Here is a 21,688-nt window from a genome sequence, read left to right as displayed (position 1 = left end):
CCATGCAGGCGGGGATGTGGCTTGGTCAGGCCTCGGCCGGGGCGTCGGCCGCAGCCTCGGCCTCGGCGGCCGGCGCACCGGCGGCCTTCTTCTCCTGCAACGCGGCGGCCAACCGGGCGACCTGCGAAGCAGGCGCCTGGAACAGGCCGGCGGCCTTGGACAGGTTGCCCTTCATGGCGCCGGCGAGCTTCGCCAGCAGCACCTCACGGGAGTCGAGGTCGGCGATCTGCGCGACCTCGGCGACCGAGAGGGCCTTGCCGTCCATGTAGCCGCCCTTGATGACAAGGGCCTTGTTGTCCTTCGCGAAGTCACGCAGCGCCTTGGCCGCGTCGACCGGCTCGCCCTCGACAAATGCGATGGCGGTCGGGCCGACGAGCAGGCTCTCCAGCCCCTCGACGCCAGCGTCCTCGGCGGCACGCTTGACCAGGGTGTTCTTCGCGACGGTGTACGTGGTGCCCTTGCCGAGAGCGCGCCGCAGCACGGTGAGCTGCGCCATGGACAGCCCGCGGTACTCGGTGACAACCGCAGCCGAGCTGGCCCGGAACTTCTCCGAGATCTCAGCAACGGCGGTGACCTTGCCTGGCTTCGCCATGGTCGCCTCCTCTCTGCTTGGTAGCGGGGACCCGCGAACACATCGCGGGCGACCACTGGAGGAGGTCCTGACAAGAGAAAACGCCCCTGCGCAGAGCGGCACGGGGCGTCAAGATCATGGGCGCGAGTTGCTCACGCAGATACAGCTGCCTCGTCCTCCTGCGCGGGCCGTCCGCTCTCGCGGAACCTTCGTCTGGACAGGCCAGACACCAGCGGTCTTCGGTGGAACTGGAACAAGGGTAGCAACCCGGTGCCCGTTACTCCAAAACGCTAGCCTTGACCGGTGGCGAAGGAGCGGCGGCGGCGCGCGTACCTCCCGGCCGGCATCGTGATTCTGGCGGTGCTCGGCGGCGGTCAGTACTACCTGTCCAACATCTTCGCCCCCGCAGACACCGGCCCGGGCGGCTCGACCGGCTCGGGCGCGGCCGGCGGCGGCCAGCCCCTCAAGGGCGAGGCCGATCCGAACTTCGTCGTCGTCTCGGCGTACGCGGCGGTCGCCGCCGACGAGCCGGATCTGGTGTGCAGCAGCGTGCTCGGCGGGATCGGCGGCGTGAACTTCGCCAAGGACCTCGGCGCGGCCAACTGCGTCGAGGCGATCCACAAGGCGTCCAAGGCGGTCACCGACCGCAACGCCTACGCCGGCGTCACGGTGCCCCAGGGCGCGGTGCACAAGGACGGCACCGCGGCGGCGACGGTCTACTCCTGCGCCATGTCCATCACCGGCGGCGAGTCGCTGGGCACGTTCAAGGTCGGCAACACGGCCAACGGCTGGATCGTCCTGGATCACCAGCCCGACCCGCCCAGCTGCCCGCCGGCCGGAAGCTAGGCGGACAACGGAAAAGGGCCGCACCCCTCGCGGGATGCGGCCCTCTCGTTCAGCTGAGTCGCACTCAGACGCTGGCCTCGTCGGTCAGCAGGTTGCGGGTGCGGTTCGGGTCGACCGGGATGCCGGGGCCCATGGTGGTGGAGAAGGTGACCTTCTTCAGGTACCGGCCCTTGGCGGCGGACGGCTTGGCCCGCAGCACCTCGTCCAGCGCGGCCGCGTAGTTCTCCACCAGCTTGTCGGTGTCGAACGAGGCCTTGCCGATCACCAGGTGCAGGTTGGCCTGCTTGTCAACCCGGAAGTTGATCTTGCCGCCCTTGATCTCGGTGATCGCCTTGGCGACCGCCGGCGTCACGGTGCCGGTCTTGGGGTTGGGCATCAGGCCACGGGGGCCGAGGATGCGGGCGATGCGACCGACCTTGGCCATCTGGTCGGGCGTCGCGATCGCGGCGTCGAAATCGAGCCAGCCACCCTGGATGCGCTCGATCAGGTCGTCGCTGCCGACGGCGTCCGCGCCGGCGGCCTCGGCCTCGGCGGCCTTGTCGCCGGTCGCGAACACGATCACCCGAGCGGTCTTGCCGGTGCCGTGGGGCAGGTTGACGGTGCCACGAACCATCTGGTCGGCCTTACGGGGGTCGACACCAAGACGGATCGCGACCTCGACGGTGGCGTCCAGCTTGACCTTGGAGGTCTCCTTCGCCAGCGTGGCGGCCTCGAGCGGCGAGTACAGCCGCTCCTTGTCCACCAGCTCGGCGGCCTGACGGTAGGCCTTGCTGCGCTGCATAATTCTGTCCTTCGTGGATCAGTAGTGGTGACGAGCTGCGCCCAGCTCTCCCACGCCTTCGGAAAGTGTGGTGGGTCAGCCTTCGACCGTGATGCCCATGGAGCGCGCGGTGCCGGCGATGATCTTCGCCGCCTGGTCCACGTCGTCGGCGTTGAGGTCGGTCATCTTGGTCTGGGCGATCTCTCGCACCTGGGCCCAGCTGACCTTGGCGACCTTGGTCTTGTGCGGCTCGCCGCTGCCCTTCTCCACACCGGCGGCCTTGAGCAGCAGCTTCGCGGCCGGCGGGGTCTTGAGCTTGAAGTCGAACGAGCGGTCCTCGTACACGGAGATCTCGACCGGCACGACGGTGCCACGCTGCGACTCGGTCGCGGCGTTGTAGGCCTTGCAGAACTCCATGATGTTGACGCCGTGCTGGCCGAGCGCCGGGCCGACGGGCGGCGCGGGGTTGGCGAGACCGGCCTTGATCTGCAGCTTGATGATCGCTGCGAGCTTCTTCTTCTTGGGTGGCATTTCGTGTGTCCTGTTATTCGTGTGGTTCCGCGCGGAGGCCCTGCCCGCCACCCGCGTGGCTGCTCGGCTCCCTGTCGGGAACCGGTCAGATCTTGGAGACCTGGGTGAACGACAGCTCGACCGGCGTCTCGCGACCGAAGATCGACACGAGCACCTTCAGCTTCTGGCCGTCCGCGTTGACCTCGCTGATGGTAGCGGGCAACGTGGCGAACGGGCCGTCCATGACGGTCACGGACTCGCCGACCTCGAAGTCGACCTCGACGGTGGGCTTGGACGCGGCGGCGGACTTCTTGCCGCCCTCGGCCTTGGCCGTGTCCTGCTCGACCTGCGGAAGCAGGAACTTGAGCACGTCGTCCAGGCTGAGCGGGGACGGCTTGGAGGTGGCGCCGACGAACCCGGTGACACCGGGGGTGTTGCGCACAGCACTCCAGGAGGAGTCGATCAGTTCCATCCGGACCAGGATGTAGCCGGGCAGCACCTTGCGCTGCACCTGCTTGCGCTGGCCGTTCTTGATCTCGGTGACTTCCTCGGTCGGCACCTCGACCTGGAAGATGTAGTCCTCCATGTCCAGGGTCTGGATGCGCGTCTCGAGGTTGGTCTTGACCTTGTTCTCGTACCCGGCGTACGAGTGCACGACGTACCAGTCGCCGGGGGCGTGCCGCAGCGCGGCCCGCATCTCCTCGGCGGGGTCCAGGTTCTCGTCGGCGGCCGCGTCGCCCTCGGCGGCGTCGCTCTCAGCCGCGTCGGTCTCGGCGACGGCCGCGTCGGCCTGCTCGTCGGTGTCCTCGGACTCGACCTGCTCGACCTCGGTCTCCTCGGCCACGTCCTGGTCGGACTCGACGGCCGCGTCCTCGTCGCCGGTCACGGCGTCGAGTTCCTGCTCGTCGATGTCAGACAGCTCCTGGCCGGCGGCGGCGCCGTTCTCGGAGGTCACAGCTGGGTCTCGCTTCCTCTCGTGCGTCAGTGTCCGGTCGCTCATGCCGGCGACCGGTGGCCCCGCACCCGTTCGGCTACTTGCCGAACAGGAAGGCCACGCCCTGGAAGAAGGCGTAGTCCAGACCGAAGACCAACGCCACCATCACGGCCACGAACACCAGCACGACGATCGTGTACGTCAGCAGGTTCTTGCGGGTCGGCCAGATGACCTTGCGCAATTCGGCGACGACCTCGCGGAGGAAACGTGCGAGACGCTTGAAGACGTTGGGGCGCTTGGCCTTGCGGTCACGCGCCGCCGTCTCCACGCCCTGCTCGCGCTTCGATTGCGTGGTCCTGCCGGTGCTGCTGACAACCTTGGCCGAGTCGGCTTTGGCCGACTCAGTCTGGTCGCTGCCGCTCTCCGGCGCGACCTGGCGGGCGGAGGCGCGACGCTCGCGTCGCGCTGCGGCGGTGACCGGACGAGCAGCGCCCTCGCGCTTCTCTGCCCGCTCCTGCTCGCGGTCCTCGCTCACGCCATCCTCCGCTCACCAAAAGCATCGATGCAGGGGCGACAGGACTTGAACCTGCAACCTGCGGTTTTGGAGACCGCTGCTCTGCCAGTTGAGCTACACCCCTTTGAGGCCGTCTTCAGCCGTCCCACGAGCTTCGTGGGAACAGGCCTCATCACGTCCCGGCTCGACGAGTCTACGGCACGAATGGGTGGTCACTGCAACCGCACTGGTCAACAGCGTTGTTCGGGCCCCCCGGACGCAAATTCGGTGGGTGGCGTCTGCCACCATGAAGGCCATGGCAGCCCCCGAAGCTCCCCCTGTTGACAGCCCCGCGGCCCGCCGCCGCGTCTCCGCCCGCATCGGCGGCATCGCCGAGTCCGCCACCCTCGCGGTGGACGCGAAGGCCAAGGCGCTCAAGGCGGCCGGCCGCCCGGTGATCGGATTCGGCGCAGGCGAACCCGACTTCCCGACGCCCGAGGCGATCGTCGAGGTGGCCGCGGCCGCCGCCCGCGAGCCCCGCAACCACCGCTACACGCCCGCGGCCGGCCTGCCCGAGCTGCGCGAGGCGGTGGCGGCCAAGACGCTGCGCGACTCCGGCTACCAGGTGCAGGCGAGCCAGGTGCTGATCACCAACGGCGGCAAGCAGGCCGTGTACCAGGCGTTCGCGACCCTGCTCGACCCCGGCGACGAGGTCATCCTGCCGGCGCCGTACTGGACCACCTACCCCGAGGCGATCGCGCTGGCCGGCGGCGTCCCGGTGCAGGTCACGGCGGACGAGTCGACCGACTACCTGGTCACCGTCGAGCAGCTGGAGGCGGCCCGCACGCCGCGCACCAAGGTGCTGCTGTTCGTGTCGCCGTCCAACCCGACCGGCGCCGTCTACGACCGCGAGCAGACCGAGGCGATCGGCCGCTGGGCGCTGGAGCACGGCATCTGGGTCGTCACCGACGAGATCTACGAGCACCTGGTCTACGACGGCGCGCAGGCGCACTCGCTGCCCGTGCTGGTGCCGGAGCTGGCCGACACCACCGTGGTGCTCAACGGCGTGGCCAAGACGTACGCGATGACCGGCTGGCGGGTGGGCTGGATGATCTCCCCGGCCGACGTGACCAAGGCCGCCGCCAACCTGCAGTCGCACCTGAGCTCGAACGTGGCCAACGTGTCGCAGCGGGCCGCGCTGGCGGCCGTGTCCGGCTCGCTGGACGCCGTGTACGCGATGCGCACGGCCTTCGACCGCCGCCGCAAGACCATGGTCGAGCTGCTGTCGGCCATCCCCGGCGTGCACTGCCCGACCCCGAAGGGCGCGTTCTACGCCTACCCGTCGGTCAAGGGCGTGCTGGGCAAGGAGATCCGCGGCCAGCGGCCGCAGACCAGCAGCGAGCTGGCCGCCCTGGTGCTGGAGCACGCCGAGGTGGCCGTGGTGCCGGGCGAGGCCTTCGGCACCCCCGGCTACTTCCGCCTGTCCTACGCCCTCGGCGACGAGGACCTGGTCACCGGCGTCAACCGCATGGGCGACCTCCTCCGCGAGGCCAAGTAGCGGTTTTTGTGTGTGAAGGGGGCTTTCCCGCACTCCGAGCGCGGGAAAGCCCCCTTCCCAGCATCACGCCATCGGACTAGCCGAGCTTGACGGTGGCGGTGGGGCGGCCGAGCACGGTCTGCCCCTCGAAGGTGACGGTGACCGACACCTTGGCCGTGCCGTCCTCGCGGACCTCGGTGACCTTGCCGGTGATCTCCAGCAGCGCGCCGACGCCGTCGTTGGGCACCGGCACCGGCCGGGTGAACTTGGTGGTGGTCTCGATCACGGCGCCCGGGTCGCCGACCCAGTCGCTGACCAGCTCGTTGGCCAGGGCCATGGTCAGCATGCCGTGGGCGATCACGCCGGGCAGGCCCACCTCGTCGGCGAAGCGCTCGTTCCAGTGGATGGGGTTGAAGTCCAGCGACGCGCCGGCGTAGCGGACCAGGTCGTCGCGCTTGACCCGGACCTGCTTGACCGGCAGCTCGTCGCCCTTGATGACCTTGGATGCGGGCAGCCTGCTCATCACGCGTCCTCCCCGCGGGCCACCAGCAGCCCGGTCGACGTGCACACGGCCTCGCCGTCCTCGGTGGCGATCTCGGCCCGGATGGTGAGGAAGTCGTTGCCCATGCGGGTCTGCACGTCGTCCACGTGCGAGGTGGAGACCAGCCGGTCGCCGGCGACCATGGGCCGGTGATGGACGAAGGTCTGCGAGCCGTGCACCACCCGGCTGTAGTCCAGGCCCAGCTCGGGGTCGTCGACGATGACCGAGGTGGCCTTCATGGAGATGATCGTGGCGAAGGTCGGCGGCGCGATGACGTCGGCGTAGCCGGCGGCCCGCGCGGCCTCGGGGTCGCGGTGCAGCGGGCTGGTCGCGCCCACCGCGTCGGCGAACTCGCGGATCTTCTCGCGGCCTACCTCGTACACGTCACCCGGCGGGTAGCTACGTCCTGTGAACGACTGGTCCAGTGGCACCGGGCCAGGTTAGAACGCGGAGAGCCCGCCACCGACATGCGGGGCGGGCTCTGGCGGTGCTGCATGGGGAAACCGTCAGCGGGTTTCCTTGTGCGCACGGTGCGTCTTGCAGTTCGGGCAGAACTTCTTGATCTCCAGGCGGTCGGGGTCGTTCCGACGGTTCTTCCTGGTGATGTAGTTGCGGTGCTTGCACTCCTCGCACGCGAGGGTGATCTTCGGTCGCACGTCGGTCGCAGCCACGGGGCACCTCTCCTATCGATAGTCCCCCGTGCCGGGGGTCCAGGGGGCGAGCCCCCTGGCTGGGGTCTGGGGCGAGAGCCCCAGTGTAATGGCGGAGCGACTGGGCTCAGCTTCGCTGAGCACACGTCCCCCATCGAGTAGCGATGGCCGGACTTGAACCGGCGACACAGCGATTATGAGTCGCTTGCTCTACCAACTGAGCTACACCGCCATAGACACAGCGAACAGCCGTGCTCGCGCTTTCTGCGAGCACGGCTTGCCCGGCTGTGAGCCCCAATACGGAATCGAACCGTAGACCTTCTCCTTACCATGGAGACGCTCTGCCGACTGAGCTATTGGGGCCTGCTCTTGCGGAGCGATTAGAACTCTAGCGCACGACCCCACTGATCACGAAATCGGGTGGCAGCCGCCGACCTGCGTCAACTGACCAACGTGAGAACCGTCTCATCCCGCAGGCCACGGGCCCGAATCGTCCGCGCCCGCAGCCAGGCCTCGAAGCGCTCCTCGGACAGCGGCCGGGAGATCAGGTAGCCCTGCGCGACGTCGCAGCCCATGCTCACGAGCTGCTCGCGGGCCGAGTCCTCCTCGACGCCCTCGGCCACCACGGTCAGGCCCAGCGAGTGGCCGAGCTCGACGATGGCCCGCACCACGGCCATGTCCGACAGGTCGGTGCCCATGCCGAGCACGAAGGATTTGTCGATCTTCACCTCGTCCACCGGCAGCTGTCGCAGGTAGGCCAGCGAGGAGTAGCCGGTGCCGAAGTCGTCCACGGCCAGCGTCACGCCCATCGCGTGCAGTCGGCGCAGCACCGGCAGCGCCCGCTCGGGGTCGGACATCACGCCGGACTCGGTCAGCTCGAAGGTGAGCAGCTGCGGCGGCACGTCGTAGCGGCGCAGCGCCTCGGCCACCAGGTCCGGGAAGTTGGCGTCGGCGAGGTTGCGCACGGACAGGTTGACCGCGGCGGACATCCGCAGCCCCCGGTCCAGCCACGACCGCACCCGCTGCAGGCCCTGGTCCATCACGAACGAGGTGAGCGCGTCGACGAGGCCGGTGGCCTCGACGGCCGGCACGAACTCGTCCGGGTCCAGCGGCCCGAACTCCGGGTGCCGCCACCGCACCAGCGCCTCGACGCCGACGACCTGCCGGCTCGGCAGCGCGATCTTGGGCTGGTAGTGCACGGTGACCTGGCCGGTCTCCAGCGCCGAACGGAACTGCGTGACCAGCTGGAAGCGCCGCAGGAAGATCTGGCCCATGCTCGGCGCGTAGCCGCGCACCGGGTCGCTGCCGCTGTGCGCGGCCTGCACCGCCACGTCGGCCCGCTGCAACAGCGTGTCGACGTCGAGCGTGTCGTCGCCGTCCTCGGCGGTGTTGGCGACGTAGCCGATCAGCGCGCTGGCCTCGATGGTCAGCTTGTCCACCGGGTACGGCATGGACAGCCCCGCGCGCAGCTTCTCGCCGATCTCCTGCGCCTGCTCGTGCGTGCGGTCGACCAGCAGCGCGGCGAAGGAGCCGCCCTCCAGCCGGGCCAGCGGCACCTCGCCGCCGAGGGCGTCGCGCAGGCGCCGGCTCGCGGCCAGCACCATGCGGTCGCCCCACGCGTAACCGAGGGCGTCTGCCACGCCGGACATCACGTCCAGGTCGATGCGCATCACCACACACGACTCGTCGCCGCGCACGGGATCGCCGGCTACCTCGCGGAAGCCGGTGCGGTTGAGCAGGCCCGTGAGCGGGTCGTGGTACGCGTGGTGACGCAGCCGCCCGACCAGGCGGCGGTTGTCCATGGCGGTGGCGAGGTGGCTGGACAGCGTGCGCAGCAGCCGCACGTCGGCGCTGCCGAAGCCACGCCAGCGGCTGAGCCGGTCGTGCACCTCCATGGCGCCGAGCGGCTGGCTCGCGCCGCGCAGCGGCACCACCAGCACCTCGTAGACGCCGCGGCGGCGCAGCGCCTCCTGCACGTCGTCGGCGGCGTCGGACAGCTTGAAGTAGCGCACGTGGTTGCCGGCGAGCTGCAGGATCGGGTCGTCGCGGTCCACGTCGGAGCCGTCGGGCAGCGGCACGCCGGCCACCAGGCGCCGCACCTCGTCGACGGAGTCCATCTTGAGGTGCAGCACCACACGTTTGGCGTTGAGCTGGTCGCGGATGCGCTCCACGATGGCCTGCCAGTCGGCGGGGTCCTCGGGCGGCAGCACGTTGGTCAGCACCGACGCCTTGTTCATCACGTCCTGGCCGGAGCGCGCCACGTTGAGGCTGACGTCGGACAGCGTCTCCAGGTCCCGCTGCTCGCGCAGCAGCCCGGAGTAGGCCCGGTACAGCGCCACCATGGAGGCGGCGAGCAGGCCGGCCAGCAGCCAACCCCACGGGGCGTTGTTGACCAGCACGTACGCGACCAGGCCGACGGTCACGTTCATCAGGCAGACGACCAGCGAGCGCAGGCCGAGCCGCGCCGCCGACGGCATCCGCAGCTCGCCGCCGAGCACGTGCATGGCACCCAGGCCGAGAGCCGTGCTGACCAGCGGCGACGTGAGCACGCCCAGCGCCGCGGCGGCCCACACGGGCATCGCGGCGAAGTCGTTGGTGAGCAGGTAGAAGACGGCGTACGGGATCGCCACCTCAAGGCACATGATGCCGGCGTGGTAGCTCAGGTGCCGCATCTTGTGCCGGCTGATCTGCACGCCGAGGCCGGCCACCAGGTAGGCCGCGAGGACTACCTCGAACGGCACCGTGACCAGGCCGAGCACGAGCGGGATCTCGGCGAAGGAGATCGTCCAGCTGATCTGCCGGACGTCGAAGTCGATGGACAGCTGCTCGGACAGCAGGAAGCCGACGGCCAGCAGCGGGCCGGCGATCAGCAGCTGCTCGGGTTGCGGGTGATCGACATGGCCGAACAGCACGGCCGCCGTGACGCCGACGCCGATCAGCAGCACCGCCGCGGAGAACAGGCGGTACCGCCGGGTACGCTGCGGATCAAGCTGCGCGCGAACCGGCGGACGTGGCACCTCGGGTTGGACGGCACGGCGGTGGTCGGTCATCCACCCTCCTCGTCGGGCCACGCTGACAGGGCGCCTTCCCCCCTGTCGTCGACACTCCTGCCGGTGGTGTCCTTGGCACGACCGAGGGGTCCCGAGCGCTCCGGAACCCCTTCATGCGCAGTTTACCCCGGTTGAGCGAGTGTGGCCCGTCTAGTTGACGAAGGCAACACTCCCAGTGAACAGTTTGGCGTCGGAAAGAGCAATTTGCACGTCCGGCCGGCCTCTTGAAACGATTAAGCGGACAAAACGCCGGCAAAACGGACACTCGGATGCGCCGATCACACCCCGTGTTGATGACCCTCAGTAATTCCCGCGACTTCGCCCCGTCGCCGGAGTTGGATGTCTCCACGTGGACATCGATGTCGAGCGGCAGCACGCCGCGCGCCTGGCCCTGCTCGATCCACTGCTGCCGGCCGACCCGCCGCTGAACGGCGACCTGATCGCCACTGTCGGTGCACTGGGCCTGGCCGCCTCGTCCGAGGCCGATCCCGATTCGCTCGACGCCACCTGGGGCGCCCTGCGCCGGCACACGCTGACCGTCCGCCTGGCCGGCGCCGACCTCGATCCCCTGCTCGATCGCTGGGAGGAGCACCTGGCCCGGGTCGCGACGCCCGGCGACGACGACTGCGTCGCCATGATCACCTGGCCCAGCCGGGACACCGCCGCCGTGCCCGCCCTGGTCCGCCACGGCTTCGCCCCGCTCATCGTCACCGCCGTCCGACGCGCCGGCGTCTTCCCCGCCGCCGCCCCCGAGGCGACCATCCGTCATGCGACGAAAGCCGACTTGGCGGCCTGTGTGGCACTAGATATGGAAGTCGTTCGCTACGACACCCAGTTCGGCGCCCTCACCGAGCGCCCCTCCACCGAGGCCGGCCTGCGCCAGCACATGACCGAGCTGATGAACCGGGACCGCCCCTGCGTCTGGCTCGCCGAGGTCTCCGGCCGCCCCGCCGGCATCGTCACCGTCGACCTGCCGCCCCACTCCGCCTGGGTCGCCGACCGCACTGCCGCCTCCCCCACCGCCTACCTCGGCATCGGCGGCGTCCGCGCCGACCTCCGCGGCACCGGCATCGGCACCGCCCTCGTCACCCACGTCCACCGTGAACTGGACGCCGCCGGCATCGCCACCACCCTGCTGCACTACGCCCTCCCCAACCCTCGCTCCGCGCCCTTCTGGTCCGTCCAGGGCTACCGTCCTCTGTGGACCAGCTGGCACCGCCGGCCCGCCCTCCGCCCCTGACAGCGCTCCCCCACACCACTGGGCACCCACTTCGCTGCGCTACTTGCCCGACAGCGCCCGCACCATCGGGGCCGCCGCCTCCAACTCGCGGTCCGACACGACCAAATAGGACAGTCCCAGCCGTTCCCGCCGCCGGTGCGCCAGCTCCATGACGTGGTCGAGCGGTCCGAGGAACTTCGCCGGCATGTCCTCGACCAGGTCGGCCCCGCCCGCGCCCCAGCCACGCTCCGCCGCATACCGTTCCGCCGCCGCGCGGGGGTTGTCGGACAGCTCCACCGACACCACCGAGCTGATCTCCACGTCCCGCCCCTCGGCGCGAACCAAGTCCGCCTTGGTGGCAAACGCGGTAGTAAGTCGCTCTTCCATGGCGTCCGAAATCGTGCCGCCGGGCAGCGCCTTGGCCAGGATTCCCACCGTGTCGGCCTCGCGTCCGGCCAGTCGGAGCATCCGCGGGCTCCCCGCCCCGATCAGCACCCGCGGTGCCCGCTCGACCGGCGGAAAGTTCGTCACCCCGTCAACCCGGTAGTGCTCCCCGTCGAACCGAACTTCCTTACCCCCGAACAGTTCCTTCAGCACCCGCACCGACTCCTCCAACCGCCCGACCCGCACTCCCGCGCGGTCGAACGCCATGCCCGCCGCCTCGTACTCGACCCGCAGCCACCCCGCCCCCAGTCCCAGTTCGAACCGTCCGCCGGACAGTTCCTGCAGCGTCGCCGCCTCTTTCGCGAGCATCACCGGGTGCCGATAGTCGTTGTCCAGCACCAGGGTTCCCACCCCGAGCCGCGTCGTCGCGGCCGCCACCGCCGCCAGCCCGATCAGCGGTGCCACCTGCTCTCCGTACGGCTCCGCCACGAAGTGGTCGCGCAGCAACACCGTGTCGTACCCCAGGTCTTCCGCCCGCCGCGCCGTGGCCACCACCTCGCCGACACTGCGCGCCGTCTCCGCCAACACCCCGAACCGAAATGCGCCCATGCCTCGATCCTCGCCGCCCCCGCACCCCCACGCTGGCGGCTTTCGGCCCTCGCGTTCCACCCCCGACTTGACAAGCCTCCACCTGCGCAAACACCCCTGCCACAAGATCACGAACCGGCACTTCCAGCGGGGGCAGCGTTATCCCGCCTAGCGTGGCCCGGCAAGGAGGTCACCCATGCGCACCACTGTCCAGATCAGGGGCGACGAAGTCATTGGCGACCGCAGCTATGCGGTCCATATCCGGATGGACACCGACGTGTCCGTCACGGTCGAACTCGAGGCCCAGCTGCCAGGCGGCGATGTCGTCGCCGAGGGCAGCTTCATCTTGCCCATCACCGATCTTGTCCCCGCCGGCCAGCTCATCGAGGCCACCCTCCGTGGTCTCGCCGCCATCCGCACCGGCGCCCGCACCTCGGCGAAGTCCCGCGAGGCCCCCGCCAACGCCGGCAGTCCGTGGTCGGCCGAGCAGGACGACGAGCTCCGTCGCCTGTGGACGGACACCGCCGACCCCGTCCCCCAGCTGGCCACCCACTTCGGCCGCAGCCGCGCCGCCATCAAGGCCCGCCTGCTGCACCTCGCCCTGAACCCCGACGACCCCACCCGTCAGAAGATCACAACCTCATGACAACACTCGAACTCATGTTCGAACTCGTGCTAGTCTTCCTCTCGTGGCCGGCGTCATTGGGAGGGGAAGCCCCAGGCGCCGGCCATCTACTTCTCCCACCCGGCACCAACACACCCCGCGCCAGCGCCTGGCCCAGCAAGGGCCTCACCAGCCACCCCTGCGCGGCAATCCCACACCAAACCCGCGATCTCCACCCCGGCCCAGCCCCGCCATCCCCCAGACGCGTGGCTCGCACACGATCAGCACTGCCCCCGTGATGTAGCTCTCAGCCGCACGATGCCCCAACAACGGCATCCATCCGCGCCGTCAGACCTGATCAACTATCCGCAACAGGCCAATGGGCCGGCCAGACAATCCCGTTGACGTGCGGATCCCGCCATTCCGACGGCACTCCCCCCACATCACTTGACCCGACCATTCCGTCGACAGACGAGACCTGGTCACGCCGGGCAGCCGCATGGCATGTCAGGCGGCACAGTCCTCAGTGGAACGCCCCCAACCCACGCCAGGCGAGGCCGAAGGCCAACGCCTCCCCCGCCAACCCCACACCCCTCAACGACACAACCCCGTCACCCCACCGATCCGGGGGGTGCAGGGGGGCGAAGCCCGCCCTGCCTCGGGGTCTGGGGCGGGAGCCCCAGAAAACACGAAGAGCGGGATACGTCTGCGCTTACTGCAGACATACCCCGCCCATCCCGCGCGTGCCAGGTGAAGGATTTGAACCTCCGAAGCTTTCGCGGCTGATTTACAGTCAGCTCCCTTTGGCCACTCGGGCAACCTGGCTCGGCTTCGCGGACCCGTTGTGGCGTCCGTGGGCAGAACTATACATAACCCGTGGGGGCGGTCTCCAACCGGTATCCCTACGGGTAGCCTCCGTGGATCTACCGGACCGGTGTGCGGAGGTGCAGGACTCGTGGCGGACCCGTCGTTCGACGTGGTGAGCAAGGTCGACCGACAGGAGGTCGACAACGCGGTGAACCAGGCCGGCAAGGAGTTGTCGACGCGGTTCGACTTCCGGGGCACCGGAGCGTCGGTGGCCTGGGCGGGCGAGGAGGCGATCACGATCCAGGCGGAGACCGAGGAGCGCTGCACGGCGGCGGTCGAGGTCTTCAAGGAGAAGCTGATCAAGCGCAACATCTCGCTGAAGGCGTTCGAGGTCGGCGAGCCCGCGGTGTCCGGCAAGATCTACAAGGTCACGGGCACGCTGGTGCAGGGCATCGAGTCGGACAAGGCCAAGAAGATCTCCAAGGCCATCCGCGACGAGGGCCCGAAGGGCGTGCAGGCGCAGATCCAGGGCGACCAGCTGCGGGTGTCGGCGAAGAAGAAGGACGACCTGCAGACGGTGATCGCGCTGCTGAAGTCCAAGGATTTCGAGATCGCGCTCCAGTTCACGAACTACCGGTAGGGGGAACGGTCATGAAGGGCATCGTCCTGGCCGGGGGCAGCGGCACCCGGCTGCATCCGATCACGCAGGCCGTGTCGAAGCAGCTGCTGCCGGTCTACGACAAGCCGATGATCTTCTACCCGTTGTCGGTGCTGATGCTGGCCGGCATCCGCGAGGTGCTGATCATCTCCACGCCGGCCGACCTGCCGAGCTTCCGTCGGCTGCTGGGCGACGGCAACCAGTTCGGGCTGCAGCTGAGCTATGCCGAGCAGGCGCAGCCCAACGGCCTGGCCGAGGCGTTCATCATCGGCGAGGAGTTCGTCGGCGGCGACAGCGTCGCGCTCGTGCTGGGCGACAACATCTTCTACGGCCAGGGCTTCGCGTCCATGCTGCAGAAGCACGCCGTCGGCATCGACGGCTGCGTGCTGTTCGGCTACCCGGTGCGCGACCCCGAGCGCTACGGCGTCGGCGAGGTCGACGGCAGCGGCAAGCTGGTGTCGATCGAGGAGAAGCCGGCCGAGCCCCGCTCCAACAAGGCGATCACCGGCCTCTACTTCTACGACAACGAGGTGGTGGAGATCTCCAAGAACCTCGCGCCGTCGGCCCGGGGCGAGCTGGAGATCACCGACGTCAACCGGATCTACCTGGAGCGCGACAAGGCCCGCCTGGTCGACCTGGGCCGCGGCTTCGCCTGGCTGGACACCGGCACGCACGACTCGTTGCTGGAGGCCGGCCAGTTCGTCCAGGTGCTGGAGCACCGGCAGGGCGTGCGCATCGCCTGTCTCGAGGAGATCGCGCTGCGCATGGGTTACATCGACGCTGACGCCTGTTACGCCCTGGGCCAGAAGCTGTCGAAGTCCGGCTACGGCCAGTACGTCATGGAGGTCGCGGTCTCCGCCGGCGCGACGCCCGCCTGACCGTCCGCCTCTCACAGCGGCCGCCGCCCCCACCGGGTCCGGCGGCCGTTCTGTGTTCCGGGCCCGGCAATGGGGGCTGTGGAAGGAATGCAGCAGGCGCCGACGGCCCGATAAGGCACGTGGCGCGCCGGAGACGGCCCCCGGCGGCAGCGCGATCGTGAAGGCGGCTCGGCAGCCGCGTGGGACGGCGGAGACGGCCCCTGGTGGCAACGACCGGATGCGGCGCGGCAGCGCGTGGCAAGGCGGAGACAGCACCTGGTGACAGCGACCGGCGAGGCGGCTCGGCAGCAGTCACGTCGCGCGGCGGAGATAACACCTGATGGCAGCGATGGCCCGAAGTGACGCGGCAGCCACGTGGCGCAGCGAAGACGGCACCCGGTGATAGCGACCGGCGAGGCGGCTCGGCAGCCGGCACGTCGCGCGGCAGAGATAACACCTGGCAGCGACGGGGAAGTGACGCGGCAGCCACGGGGCGCAGCAAAGACGGCACCCGGTGACAGCGACCGGCGAGGCGGCTCGGCAGCAATCACGTCGCGCGGCGGAGACAGCACCTGGTGATAGGACCGGGGAGGTAGCGCGGCAGCGCGTGGCGAGGCGGACCGTCAGTCCCAGGCGGTAGCGACCGGGAGGTGGTCGGCGGGCTGGTGAGGCGGTCGGCTTTACCGGAAGCCGTTGCGGGCCATCTCCTCTAGCCGGCGGATGCGCTCGGCGATCGGGGGGTGGGTGGAGAACAGGCGTGCCCCGGCCTCGCCGGCGCGGAAGGGGCTGGCGATCATGAGGTGGGACTGGGAGACCAGGGAGGGGTCGGGGGGCAGGGGGGCGGCCTGGGTGCCGTGTTCGAGCTTGCGCAGGGCGGAGGCCAGGCCCAAGGGGTCGCCGGTGAGCTGGGCGCCGGACTGGTCGGCCTGGAACTCGCGGGAGCGGCTGACGGACATCTGGACGATGCCGGCGGCGAAGGGGGCGACCAGGGCGATGAGCAGCAGGGCGAGGGGATTGGGCCGGTCATCGTCGTCGCCGCCGAAGATGCCGGCGAACATGGCGATGTTGGCCAGCACGGAGACGATGCTGGCCAGGGCGCCGGCGACGCAGGAGATGAGGATGTCGCGGTTGTAGACGTGGGAGAGCTCGTGGCCGAGCACGGCGCGGATCTCACGCTCGTCGAGCAGCTCGAGGATGCCGACGGTGCAGCAGACGGCGGCGTTGGCGGGATTGCGGCCGGTGGCGAAGGCGTTGGGGGCCTGGGTGGGGCTGATGTAGAGCCGGGGCATGGGCTGGCGGGCGGAGGTGGCGAGCTCACGCACGATCCGGTACATCGCGGGCTGCTCCACCTGCGACACGGGCCGCGCGTGCATGGCGCGCAGCGCGAGCTTGTCGGAGTTGAAGTAGGCGTAGGCGTTCATGCCGAGGGCCACCACGAGGCCGATCAGCAGGCCGGTACGGCCGAAGAACTGGCCGATGAGCAGGATCAGCCCGCTGAGCGCGCCGAGCAGCACCGCCGTCTTCAACCCGTTGACGTGCTTGTGCACCTAACTCAGCCTCCGGGTCGTCTCGTCCTTCCTGACAACGCTCCCGGCCTGGTCCCAGTTCCGGGGGCACCACGGCCCGGGCGCGTCGCGGCGGCTTCGGGCGCGGCCTCGGCGGCGGCGTCCAGCGGCGGCGGCGGGGGCACTTGCGCGACCCATTTGCCCAGGTCAGAACGCTCGTGCACGAGTTCAGCGACGGCATGCTCGCCGGTGCCCGGGTAGTCGTGCTCGGGTGCCCAGTGCAGCGCGTCGAAGGGACAGACCTCGACGCAGATGCCGCAGTACAGGCACTGGCCGTAGTCGATGGCGAACCGGTCCAGCACGTTCTGCTGGCGGGGCCGGGCCGCGCCCTCCTGGTGCACGGTCTCGGTGTGCGAATCGATGTGGATGCACCAGTCGGGACACTCGCGGGCGCAGATCATGCACACCGTGCAGTTGGCCTCGAGCAGCGCGATCACGCCGCGGGTGCGGGCCGGCGACTGGGCGCCCTCGGTGACGTCGGTCATGACTGCTCCTCCTCTCGGCGCGGACCCCAGGACGGATCGGGCACGCCGGGCGGGGCGAGCCGGCGGCGGCTGGGGGCGGCGGTGGACTCGCCGGGTTCCAGTGCGCCGGGCCACGGGCGCACAACACGTGAGGCGAGCACGAAGTCCTTGCGGAGCGGGTGCCCGGCGAAGGTTTCGGAGAGCAGCAGGTGCGCGGGCTCGGGGCCGACGAGCGCGAGGCCGAACATCTCGGCGGCCTCGCGTTCGTGCCAGGCGGCACCGGCCCACACCGCGGCGACGCTGGGCAGCTCCTCGCCCACGCCCACCTCGGTGCGCAGAAGCAGGCCGTCGCGGCTGGCCGGGGAAACCACGTGCAGCAGCACGGTGTGCCGCTCGCCCACGGCGCCGGGTCGGCCGGCGTCCTCGGCCCCCAGCCAGTCGAACAGCGTGCAGCCGAGTTCGTCACGGGCCAGCCGAGCGGCGGTCACCCAATCAGCCAGCGCAACGGTGACCACGGACTGAGCGAAAGCGGACTTGGTAGCGCCAGATGGCAGCAGGTCCACCATTCGCGCGGCGAGTTCGGCGGAGGCAGCGGTCATGACGTCACCATGCGGTGCAGGGCGCGGAGGCCGTCCAGGAGGGCCTCCGGACGGGGCGGACAGCCGGGCACGGCCACGTCCACCGGCAGCATCTGGTCGATTCCCTTGGTGACGCAGTAGGAATCCCAGTAGGGGCCGCCGGTGTTGCTGCACGCGCCGACCGACAGCACGTACTTGGGTGCGGGCATCGCGTCGTAGCTGGCGACGACGGCGGGCAGCATCACATCGGTAACGGTTCCGGAGACGACCAGCACATGGGCGACCTCGGGGGCGTCCGCCGAGACCGGTTCCGGGGTGTCCTCGCCGCGTCCGTGCAGTGCGGCCATCACCTCGACGCCGCAGCAGGCCAGGCCCAGATCGAGCACCGTCACCTCGTAACGGGTGCCCCAGTTCAGCCGAACGGTCGACGTCGTCGTGGTCACGAAGCGCAAGCCTAGACGTGCCAATGGCGGGGCTTGTGCCGGCGGCGAAGATGGGCACGTGAGCGAGCTTGCGCGCGAACCATCGATCACAGTAGCGGTGCTCACGCGGCCGACGAAGGAGGCGGCGTGAGTTTCTGGGAGGAACTCGGGCCCGAAGAGTACTGGGTCATGATCAACACAATTGAGGAGGCCTACCTCAACGGGGTGATCTCCGATTTCCTCGGGCACTCCGAGCGGGGCGGCACGGTCTGGATCCCGGGCGCCGACGAGGAGGCGATCAGGGCGCTGATCCCCCGCTTCCGCCGGGTGGTGCGGGATCTGATCGACCGGGACCTGGTCGAGATCAGGGAACCGTGCAACGCGATCTTCGACGAGGCCCCCGAACTGGACGACCGCGAGGTCGACGAGGTGCTCGCCGACCCCGGCACCTGGGTCAGGGCGCAGGGCAGCGTGAACCGGATGGTGATGTTGATGCCGACCGCGCGGGCGGACCGCATGATTTCGCGCTGAGGCCCCGATACCGTTGCCAGACCGTGCTTTTGGCGACCAGGCGGCGGGCTCTATGCTTCGGGCATCCGGCGCTCGCCGGCCTCAAGGCACTTCAGCTAAGTGAGTCCATGACTATGGATCATCAGTTTCGTGCGCTCTCCGAGCGCCTCCGTGGTCTGTTCGGCGGTCGCCAGGTCGTGCTCGCCGGGGGCACCCGGCTGTCCAGGCGCGTGCAGGAACTGCACCACCTCGGCGCCGACCGCACGCTCGTGATCAGCACCGACGATTCCGCCCCGCTGTACGACCCGCAGGTGGCCACCTGGCTCACCCTGGGCATCAGCGGTCTGATCGCCACGGAGCAGATGGGCCTTGAGGAAGCGCTGAGTAGTCCCGCCCCGGAGCTGGCCGGGGCGCTGCGCGAGTTCGACCCGACGGGCGACGCGCTGGTGATCGGCTCGCACTACATGGCGCTGCCCGAGGTCGGCGGCCGCCCCGTGCTGAACTGCCGCAAACCCGAGTGGGTGGCGCTGGAGAACAAGACGACGATCGACTCGCTGTGGCGGGACCTGTCGGTGCCGCACGCGCCGGCCGCCGTCTTCGACGCCGCGGGCGAGTCGTTCAACTCCCTGTGGGAGGCGTCCAAGCTGCTGGACAGCGGCTGGGGCGTGGTGTGGTCGGGCGACGGCCCGGCGATCAACGGCGGGGCCAACTTCGTGCGCCGCGTGCGGACCCGGTCCGAGGCCAGGCGGGTGTTCCGGCACCTGGCGTCCAAGTGCGACTTCATCCGCGTGATGCCGTTCCTGGAGGGCATTCCGGTGTCCGTGCACGGGATCGTGTTCCCGGACGGCACCGCCGTGCTGCGTCCGATCGAGATGGTCGTGCCGCGGCGCACCGAGTCGGCGCGTTTCCTGTACGCCGGGTGCGCGAGCTTCTACGACCCGCCCGCGCAGATCCGCGACGAGATGCGCAACCTGGCCCGCCGGGTCGGCGAGCAGCTGCGCACCACCGTCGGCTACCGCGGCACGTTCACCCTGGACGGTGTGGCCACCGCCGACGGCTTCCGGCCGACGGAGATCAACACCCGTTACGGCGGCGCCATGACGTGCTTCGAGGACGCGCTGCCGCAGGTGCCGATCGCCCTGGTGCAGGTGGCGCTGGTCGCCGGCCACGACATCGGCATCGGCTCCATGGAGTTCGAGGACATGCTGGTCGCGGCGGCCGACAACAACCGGATCAGCACCATCGGCGCCAACGTGAAGGCCGTGTCGCCGACGCACGAGATCGAGCGGCCGATCGTGTGGACCGAGTGGGCGTGTCGGTGGGCGCACGAGGACGAGGCTCCACATGGGACGCTGCGGCTGCGGCCGGGCCGCATCGGCGGGCGGCTGGAGCTGGACCTGTTCCAGGACATGGTGCGCCCCGGCCGGGCCGCCGCGCCGCTGGTGGTGTCCGCGTTCGCCCTGGCCGACCAGGACTGGGGCACCGGCCTCGGCCGGCTGGAGCCGGCACTGGACATCGCCGAGCCGGACGTGGCCGAGCTGATCGGCGTCGTCGAGCCGGAAGCCGTCACCGCGTAGGTCACCATCCAGAGTGGACTCACGACCGTCGGTCACCGATCAAGTGGCCGACGGTCGTGCGGGTCCTTACGACAGTCAGTGCGTGGCCAGCAGCTCGTTCACCGTGACGAAGCGATAACCCTTGGCCCGCAGGCCGTCCACGATGCGCGGCAGGGCCGCGAGATCGGCGTCGTGGTCGGCGTTCCACGGGTGTAGCAGGATGATCGAGCCCGGGCGGACCTGGTCCAGCGTCGTCCGCGCGATCGCGTTCGGGTCGTCGTGCGCCGGGTCGCCAGAGTCGGAGTCCGGCTCCACGTCCCAGGTGACCGTCCTGCGGTCGTGGTCGGCCAGGTAGCGCGGCAGCTGGAAGAGCTTCTTGCTGTACGGCGGCCGGAACACGATGTCGCCCTGGTAGCCGGCCCTGCGGATCAGCGCATCGGTCCGTTCGATCTCCGAGGCCACGAAGTCGGCCCCGACGAACACCATCCGGCTGTGCGTGTACTAGTGGTTGGCCAGCTGATGCCCCTGCGCCGCCAGCTGTTCGGCCACCCCCGGGTGCTTCTCCATCTCGTCGCCGATGAGGAAGAACGTCGCCGGCACGTGCTGGCCGGCCAGCGCCTTCTCGATCGACGCCGCCTTGTCCGACGGCCCGTCGTCGAAGGTCAGCGCCACCACCTTCTGCTCCGTGTCCACCCGATACGTCAGGCCGCCGAACAGCTGGAAGGTGCGGGCGTTCATCAGCAGATACAGCCCCACCCCGCCGCCGACCAGCACCAGCAGCACCACCGCGGAGATGATCAGCACCTTGCGCATGACCGGCCGACGCGGAGCCCGCCCTCCGGGTTGTCCCTCAGCCGCGTGACTCCTTGCCGCCCAGCATCTCCAGGCCCCGCTTCGCCCAGCCCCTGATCGACTCGTCCTCGTCGTCCCGCAGCTCCGTCAGCAGCGGCCGCGCCGCCTCCGACCGGGCGTCGCCGATCAGTTCCACCAGCCAGCACCGCAGCCCGTGATCCTCCTTCTCGGCCCGGAACTCCGCGATCAGCTCCTCCACGTGCTCCGCCGCATGCGGCCGCAGCATATGGAAGCCGTCCTCCTGTAGCTGCGGGTCGTGCTTGCGCATCAGCCGCATCGCATCCCGGAACCGAAACCTCATGGGATCAGCTTGTCAGCCCGCGCTTGACGATTTCGGCGGTCAGGCCGAGAAGCCGGTGATCTTGTGCGGGGTGATGCGGACGATCAGCCGGCGCACGTCGGCGGGTTCGGGTTGCGGGTCCTGGCCGAGGTACTTCTGGGAGAGGCGGCGGGGCAGGGACTTGTCGGGGTCCTCGATGAGCTCGACGGTGCCGCGGATGTCGACCGAGTGGTAGGGATTGGCGGCGTCGAAGACGGTGAGGCTGATGCGGGGGTCGCGGGCCAGGTTGCGGGCCTTCTGCTTGTCGGCGGTGACGGAGAACAGCACAGCGTTGCCGTCGGTGGTTGTCCAGACGACGGACGTGTGGGGGCCACCATCGCGGTCGAGGGTGGCGACGGTGGCGAAGTTCTTGCCGTCCAACAGGGTGCGGGTTGTCTCGTCGAGCTCCATGT

The 21,688-nt window shown here is 69.7% G+C and carries 26 protein-coding genes and 4 tRNA genes; 8 read left to right on the top strand and 22 right to left on the bottom strand.

Annotated elements, in window-relative coordinates:
• Window positions 1–25: 25 nt before the first annotated feature.
• A complete protein-coding gene (gene rplJ / locus AB0M73_RS13350; protein ID WP_363890619.1) occupies window positions 26–592 on the bottom strand; it encodes a 50S ribosomal protein L10 in 567 nt (188 codons plus the stop codon).
• A 282-nt stretch (window positions 593–874) separates the two neighbouring features.
• Between rplJ and AB0M73_RS13345 the strand changes: the two genes are divergently transcribed.
• A complete protein-coding gene (locus AB0M73_RS13345) occupies window positions 875–1,417 on the top strand; it encodes a hypothetical protein (protein WP_363890617.1) in 543 nt (180 codons plus the stop codon).
• Window positions 1,418–1,481: 64 nt separating this feature from the next.
• Here AB0M73_RS13345 and rplA read toward each other — a convergent pair whose 3' ends face one another.
• The 5 genes from rplA to AB0M73_RS13320 form a co-directional block, all read right to left on the bottom strand.
• Window positions 1,482–2,201 (bottom strand): 50S ribosomal protein L1, encoded by a 720-nt coding sequence (rplA, locus tag AB0M73_RS13340; protein ID WP_052395569.1) that lies wholly within the window; start codon window positions 2,199–2,201, stop codon window positions 1,482–1,484.
• Window positions 2,202–2,273: 72 nt separating this feature from the next.
• Complete coding sequence (gene rplK, locus AB0M73_RS13335) at window positions 2,274–2,708, bottom strand: 50S ribosomal protein L11 (protein ID WP_043721464.1); 435 nt, start codon at window positions 2,706–2,708, stop codon at window positions 2,274–2,276.
• A gap of 85 nt (window positions 2,709–2,793) precedes the next feature.
• Window positions 2,794–3,642, bottom strand: a complete 849-nt coding sequence (gene nusG, locus AB0M73_RS13330; RefSeq protein WP_363890615.1) for a transcription termination/antitermination protein NusG — start codon at window positions 3,640–3,642, stop codon at window positions 2,794–2,796.
• A 76-nt stretch (window positions 3,643–3,718) separates the two neighbouring features.
• Complete coding sequence (gene secE, locus AB0M73_RS13325; RefSeq protein ID WP_363890613.1) at window positions 3,719–4,156, bottom strand: preprotein translocase subunit SecE; 438 nt, start codon at window positions 4,154–4,156, stop codon at window positions 3,719–3,721.
• Between the two features lie 30 nt (window positions 4,157–4,186).
• Window positions 4,187–4,259, bottom strand: a tRNA-Trp gene (locus AB0M73_RS13320).
• 171 nt (window positions 4,260–4,430) lie between these two features.
• On the opposite strand from AB0M73_RS13320, the gene AB0M73_RS13315 reads away from it, so the two are divergent.
• Window positions 4,431–5,672 (top strand): pyridoxal phosphate-dependent aminotransferase, encoded by a 1,242-nt coding sequence (locus AB0M73_RS13315; RefSeq protein WP_363890611.1) that lies wholly within the window; start codon window positions 4,431–4,433, stop codon window positions 5,670–5,672.
• A 76-nt stretch (window positions 5,673–5,748) separates the two neighbouring features.
• Here AB0M73_RS13315 and AB0M73_RS13310 read toward each other — a convergent pair whose 3' ends face one another.
• The 6 genes from AB0M73_RS13310 to AB0M73_RS13285 all read right to left on the bottom strand — a co-directional run bounded on the left by AB0M73_RS13310 (window position 5,749) and on the right by AB0M73_RS13285 (window position 9,892).
• On the bottom strand, window positions 5,749–6,174 hold the full coding sequence (locus AB0M73_RS13310; protein ID WP_363890610.1) for a MaoC family dehydratase: 426 nt from the start codon (window positions 6,172–6,174) through the stop codon (window positions 5,749–5,751).
• Window positions 6,174–6,623 carry a MaoC family dehydratase N-terminal domain-containing protein gene (locus AB0M73_RS13305; RefSeq protein ID WP_043721458.1) on the bottom strand — a complete coding sequence of 150 codons (450 nt, stop codon included), beginning with the start codon at window positions 6,621–6,623 and terminating at the stop codon, window positions 6,174–6,176. Before AB0M73_RS13305 ends, AB0M73_RS13310 begins: the two co-directional genes overlap by 1 nt.
• Window positions 6,624–6,698: 75 nt before the next feature.
• On the bottom strand, window positions 6,699–6,863 hold the full coding sequence (gene rpmG / locus AB0M73_RS13300; RefSeq protein WP_015105301.1) for a 50S ribosomal protein L33: 165 nt from the start codon (window positions 6,861–6,863) through the stop codon (window positions 6,699–6,701).
• A gap of 138 nt (window positions 6,864–7,001) precedes the next feature.
• Window positions 7,002–7,074: transfer RNA gene (locus AB0M73_RS13295), tRNA-Met, on the bottom strand.
• Window positions 7,075–7,132: 58 nt separating this feature from the next.
• Window positions 7,133–7,205 (bottom strand) — tRNA-Thr (locus AB0M73_RS13290).
• Between the two features lie 77 nt (window positions 7,206–7,282).
• Entirely contained in the window at window positions 7,283–9,892 is a 2,610-nt protein-coding gene (locus AB0M73_RS13285) for an EAL domain-containing protein (protein WP_363890609.1), read from the bottom strand.
• A gap of 349 nt (window positions 9,893–10,241) precedes the next feature.
• Here AB0M73_RS13285 and AB0M73_RS13280 point away from each other — a divergent pair, with 349 nt between their 5' ends.
• Window positions 10,242–11,132, top strand: coding sequence for a GNAT family N-acetyltransferase (locus tag AB0M73_RS13280; RefSeq protein WP_363890607.1), 891 nt, complete (start codon window positions 10,242–10,244; stop codon window positions 11,130–11,132).
• A 39-nt stretch (window positions 11,133–11,171) separates the two neighbouring features.
• On the opposite strand, the gene AB0M73_RS13275 is transcribed toward AB0M73_RS13280, so the two are convergent.
• The gene (locus AB0M73_RS13275) at window positions 11,172–12,104 is read right to left on the bottom strand and encodes a TIGR03621 family F420-dependent LLM class oxidoreductase (protein WP_363890604.1); all 933 of its coding nucleotides are present in this window, start codon (window positions 12,102–12,104) and stop codon (window positions 11,172–11,174) included.
• A gap of 175 nt (window positions 12,105–12,279) precedes the next feature.
• On the opposite strand from AB0M73_RS13275, the gene AB0M73_RS13270 reads away from it, so the two are divergent.
• The gene (locus AB0M73_RS13270; RefSeq protein ID WP_363890603.1) at window positions 12,280–12,729 is read left to right on the top strand and encodes a hypothetical protein; all 450 of its coding nucleotides are present in this window, start codon (window positions 12,280–12,282) and stop codon (window positions 12,727–12,729) included.
• Between the two features lie 702 nt (window positions 12,730–13,431).
• Here AB0M73_RS13270 and AB0M73_RS13265 read toward each other — a convergent pair.
• A tRNA-Tyr gene (locus AB0M73_RS13265) sits at window positions 13,432–13,512 on the bottom strand.
• A gap of 130 nt (window positions 13,513–13,642) precedes the next feature.
• Between AB0M73_RS13265 and AB0M73_RS13260 the strand changes: the two genes are divergently transcribed.
• A complete protein-coding gene (locus tag AB0M73_RS13260; RefSeq protein WP_043721449.1) occupies window positions 13,643–14,134 on the top strand; it encodes a YajQ family cyclic di-GMP-binding protein in 492 nt (163 codons plus the stop codon).
• Between the two features lie 11 nt (window positions 14,135–14,145).
• Entirely contained in the window at window positions 14,146–15,030 is an 885-nt protein-coding gene (gene rfbA, locus AB0M73_RS13255) for a glucose-1-phosphate thymidylyltransferase RfbA (protein ID WP_363890600.1), read from the top strand.
• A 659-nt stretch (window positions 15,031–15,689) separates the two neighbouring features.
• Here rfbA and htpX read toward each other — a convergent pair.
• Genes htpX through nuoB form a run of 4 tightly spaced genes read right to left on the bottom strand, consistent with a single transcriptional unit; the run spans window position 15,690 to window position 18,059 of the window.
• Entirely contained in the window at window positions 15,690–16,556 is an 867-nt protein-coding gene (gene htpX, locus AB0M73_RS13250) for a zinc metalloprotease HtpX (protein ID WP_043721448.1), read from the bottom strand.
• Window positions 16,557–16,561: 5 nt separating this feature from the next.
• Window positions 16,562–17,059 carry a 4Fe-4S binding protein gene (locus AB0M73_RS13245; protein WP_363890597.1) on the bottom strand — a complete coding sequence of 166 codons (498 nt, stop codon included), beginning with the start codon at window positions 17,057–17,059 and terminating at the stop codon, window positions 16,562–16,564.
• On the bottom strand, window positions 17,056–17,637 hold the full coding sequence (locus AB0M73_RS13240) for an NADH-quinone oxidoreductase subunit C (protein WP_363890595.1): 582 nt from the start codon (window positions 17,635–17,637) through the stop codon (window positions 17,056–17,058). Before AB0M73_RS13240 ends, AB0M73_RS13245 begins: the two co-directional genes overlap by 4 nt.
• Window positions 17,634–18,059: an NADH-quinone oxidoreductase subunit NuoB gene (nuoB, locus tag AB0M73_RS13235; RefSeq protein WP_363890593.1), complete on the bottom strand. Its 426-nt coding sequence runs from the start codon at window positions 18,057–18,059 to the stop codon at window positions 17,634–17,636. The genes AB0M73_RS13240 and nuoB overlap by 4 nt, the downstream gene beginning before the upstream one ends.
• A 126-nt stretch (window positions 18,060–18,185) precedes the next feature.
• On the opposite strand from nuoB, the gene AB0M73_RS13230 reads away from it, so the two are divergent.
• Window positions 18,186–18,569, top strand: a complete 384-nt coding sequence (locus tag AB0M73_RS13230) for a hypothetical protein (protein ID WP_363890592.1) — start codon at window positions 18,186–18,188, stop codon at window positions 18,567–18,569.
• Window positions 18,570–18,676: 107 nt separating this feature from the next.
• Window positions 18,677–20,125, top strand: a complete 1,449-nt coding sequence (locus AB0M73_RS13225) for a hypothetical protein (RefSeq protein ID WP_363890590.1) — start codon at window positions 18,677–18,679, stop codon at window positions 20,123–20,125.
• A 75-nt stretch (window positions 20,126–20,200) separates the two neighbouring features.
• Here AB0M73_RS13225 and AB0M73_RS13220 read toward each other — a convergent pair whose 3' ends face one another.
• Genes AB0M73_RS13220 through AB0M73_RS13205 form a run of 4 tightly spaced genes read right to left on the bottom strand, consistent with a single transcriptional unit; the run spans window position 20,201 to window position 21,686 of the window.
• Entirely contained in the window at window positions 20,201–20,590 is a 390-nt protein-coding gene (locus tag AB0M73_RS13220; protein WP_363890588.1) for a hypothetical protein, read from the bottom strand.
• A gap of 15 nt (window positions 20,591–20,605) precedes the next feature.
• Entirely contained in the window at window positions 20,606–20,917 is a 312-nt protein-coding gene (locus AB0M73_RS13215) for a polysaccharide deacetylase family protein (RefSeq protein ID WP_363890586.1), read from the bottom strand.
• Window positions 20,918–20,954: 37 nt separating this feature from the next.
• Window positions 20,955–21,257, bottom strand: a complete 303-nt coding sequence (locus AB0M73_RS13210; RefSeq protein ID WP_363890585.1) for a hypothetical protein — start codon at window positions 21,255–21,257, stop codon at window positions 20,955–20,957.
• A gap of 39 nt (window positions 21,258–21,296) precedes the next feature.
• A complete protein-coding gene (locus AB0M73_RS13205) occupies window positions 21,297–21,686 on the bottom strand; it encodes a PPOX class F420-dependent oxidoreductase (RefSeq protein ID WP_363890583.1) in 390 nt (129 codons plus the stop codon).
• Between the last annotated feature and the right edge of the window lie 2 nt (window positions 21,687–21,688).

It is taken from the genome of Kutzneria sp. NPDC051319 (genome assembly GCF_040682195.1).
Classification (GTDB): Bacteria; Actinomycetota; Actinomycetes; order Mycobacteriales; family Pseudonocardiaceae; genus Kutzneria.
This window is presented reverse-complemented; position numbering and strand designations above follow the sequence as displayed.

Bases quoted from the DNA above. Each gene is read 5' to 3' on its own strand.
- rplJ (WP_363890619.1), bottom strand. From the start codon at position 592: ATGGCGAAGCCAGGCAAGGTCACCGCCGTTGCTGAGATCTCGGAGAAG.
- rplK (WP_043721464.1), bottom strand. From the start codon at position 2,708: ATGCCACCCAAGAAGAAGAAGCTCGCAGCGATCATCAAGCTGCAGATC.
- AB0M73_RS13315 (WP_363890611.1), top strand. From the start codon at position 4,431: ATGGCAGCCCCCGAAGCTCCCCCTGTTGACAGCCCCGCGGCCCGCCGC.
- AB0M73_RS13310 (WP_363890610.1), bottom strand. From the start codon at position 6,174: ATGAGCAGGCTGCCCGCATCCAAGGTCATCAAGGGCGACGAGCTGCCG.
- AB0M73_RS13285 (WP_363890609.1), bottom strand. From the start codon at position 9,892: ATGACCGACCACCGCCGTGCCGTCCAACCCGAGGTGCCACGTCCGCCG.
- AB0M73_RS13275 (WP_363890604.1), bottom strand. From the start codon at position 12,104: ATGGGCGCATTTCGGTTCGGGGTGTTGGCGGAGACGGCGCGCAGTGTC.
- AB0M73_RS13270 (WP_363890603.1), top strand. From the start codon at position 12,280: ATGCGCACCACTGTCCAGATCAGGGGCGACGAAGTCATTGGCGACCGC.
- rfbA (WP_363890600.1), top strand. From the start codon at position 14,146: ATGAAGGGCATCGTCCTGGCCGGGGGCAGCGGCACCCGGCTGCATCCG.
- AB0M73_RS13245 (WP_363890597.1), bottom strand. From the start codon at position 17,059: ATGACCGACGTCACCGAGGGCGCCCAGTCGCCGGCCCGCACCCGCGGC.
- AB0M73_RS13240 (WP_363890595.1), bottom strand. From the start codon at position 17,637: ATGACCGCTGCCTCCGCCGAACTCGCCGCGCGAATGGTGGACCTGCTG.
- AB0M73_RS13225 (WP_363890590.1), top strand. From the start codon at position 18,677: ATGACTATGGATCATCAGTTTCGTGCGCTCTCCGAGCGCCTCCGTGGT.
- AB0M73_RS13220 (WP_363890588.1), bottom strand. From the start codon at position 20,590: ATGGTGTTCGTCGGGGCCGACTTCGTGGCCTCGGAGATCGAACGGACC.
- AB0M73_RS13215 (WP_363890586.1), bottom strand. From the start codon at position 20,917: ATGCGCAAGGTGCTGATCATCTCCGCGGTGGTGCTGCTGGTGCTGGTC.
- AB0M73_RS13210 (WP_363890585.1), bottom strand. From the start codon at position 21,257: ATGAGGTTTCGGTTCCGGGATGCGATGCGGCTGATGCGCAAGCACGAC.
- AB0M73_RS13205 (WP_363890583.1), bottom strand. From the start codon at position 21,686: ATGGAGCTCGACGAGACAACCCGCACCCTGTTGGACGGCAAGAACTTC.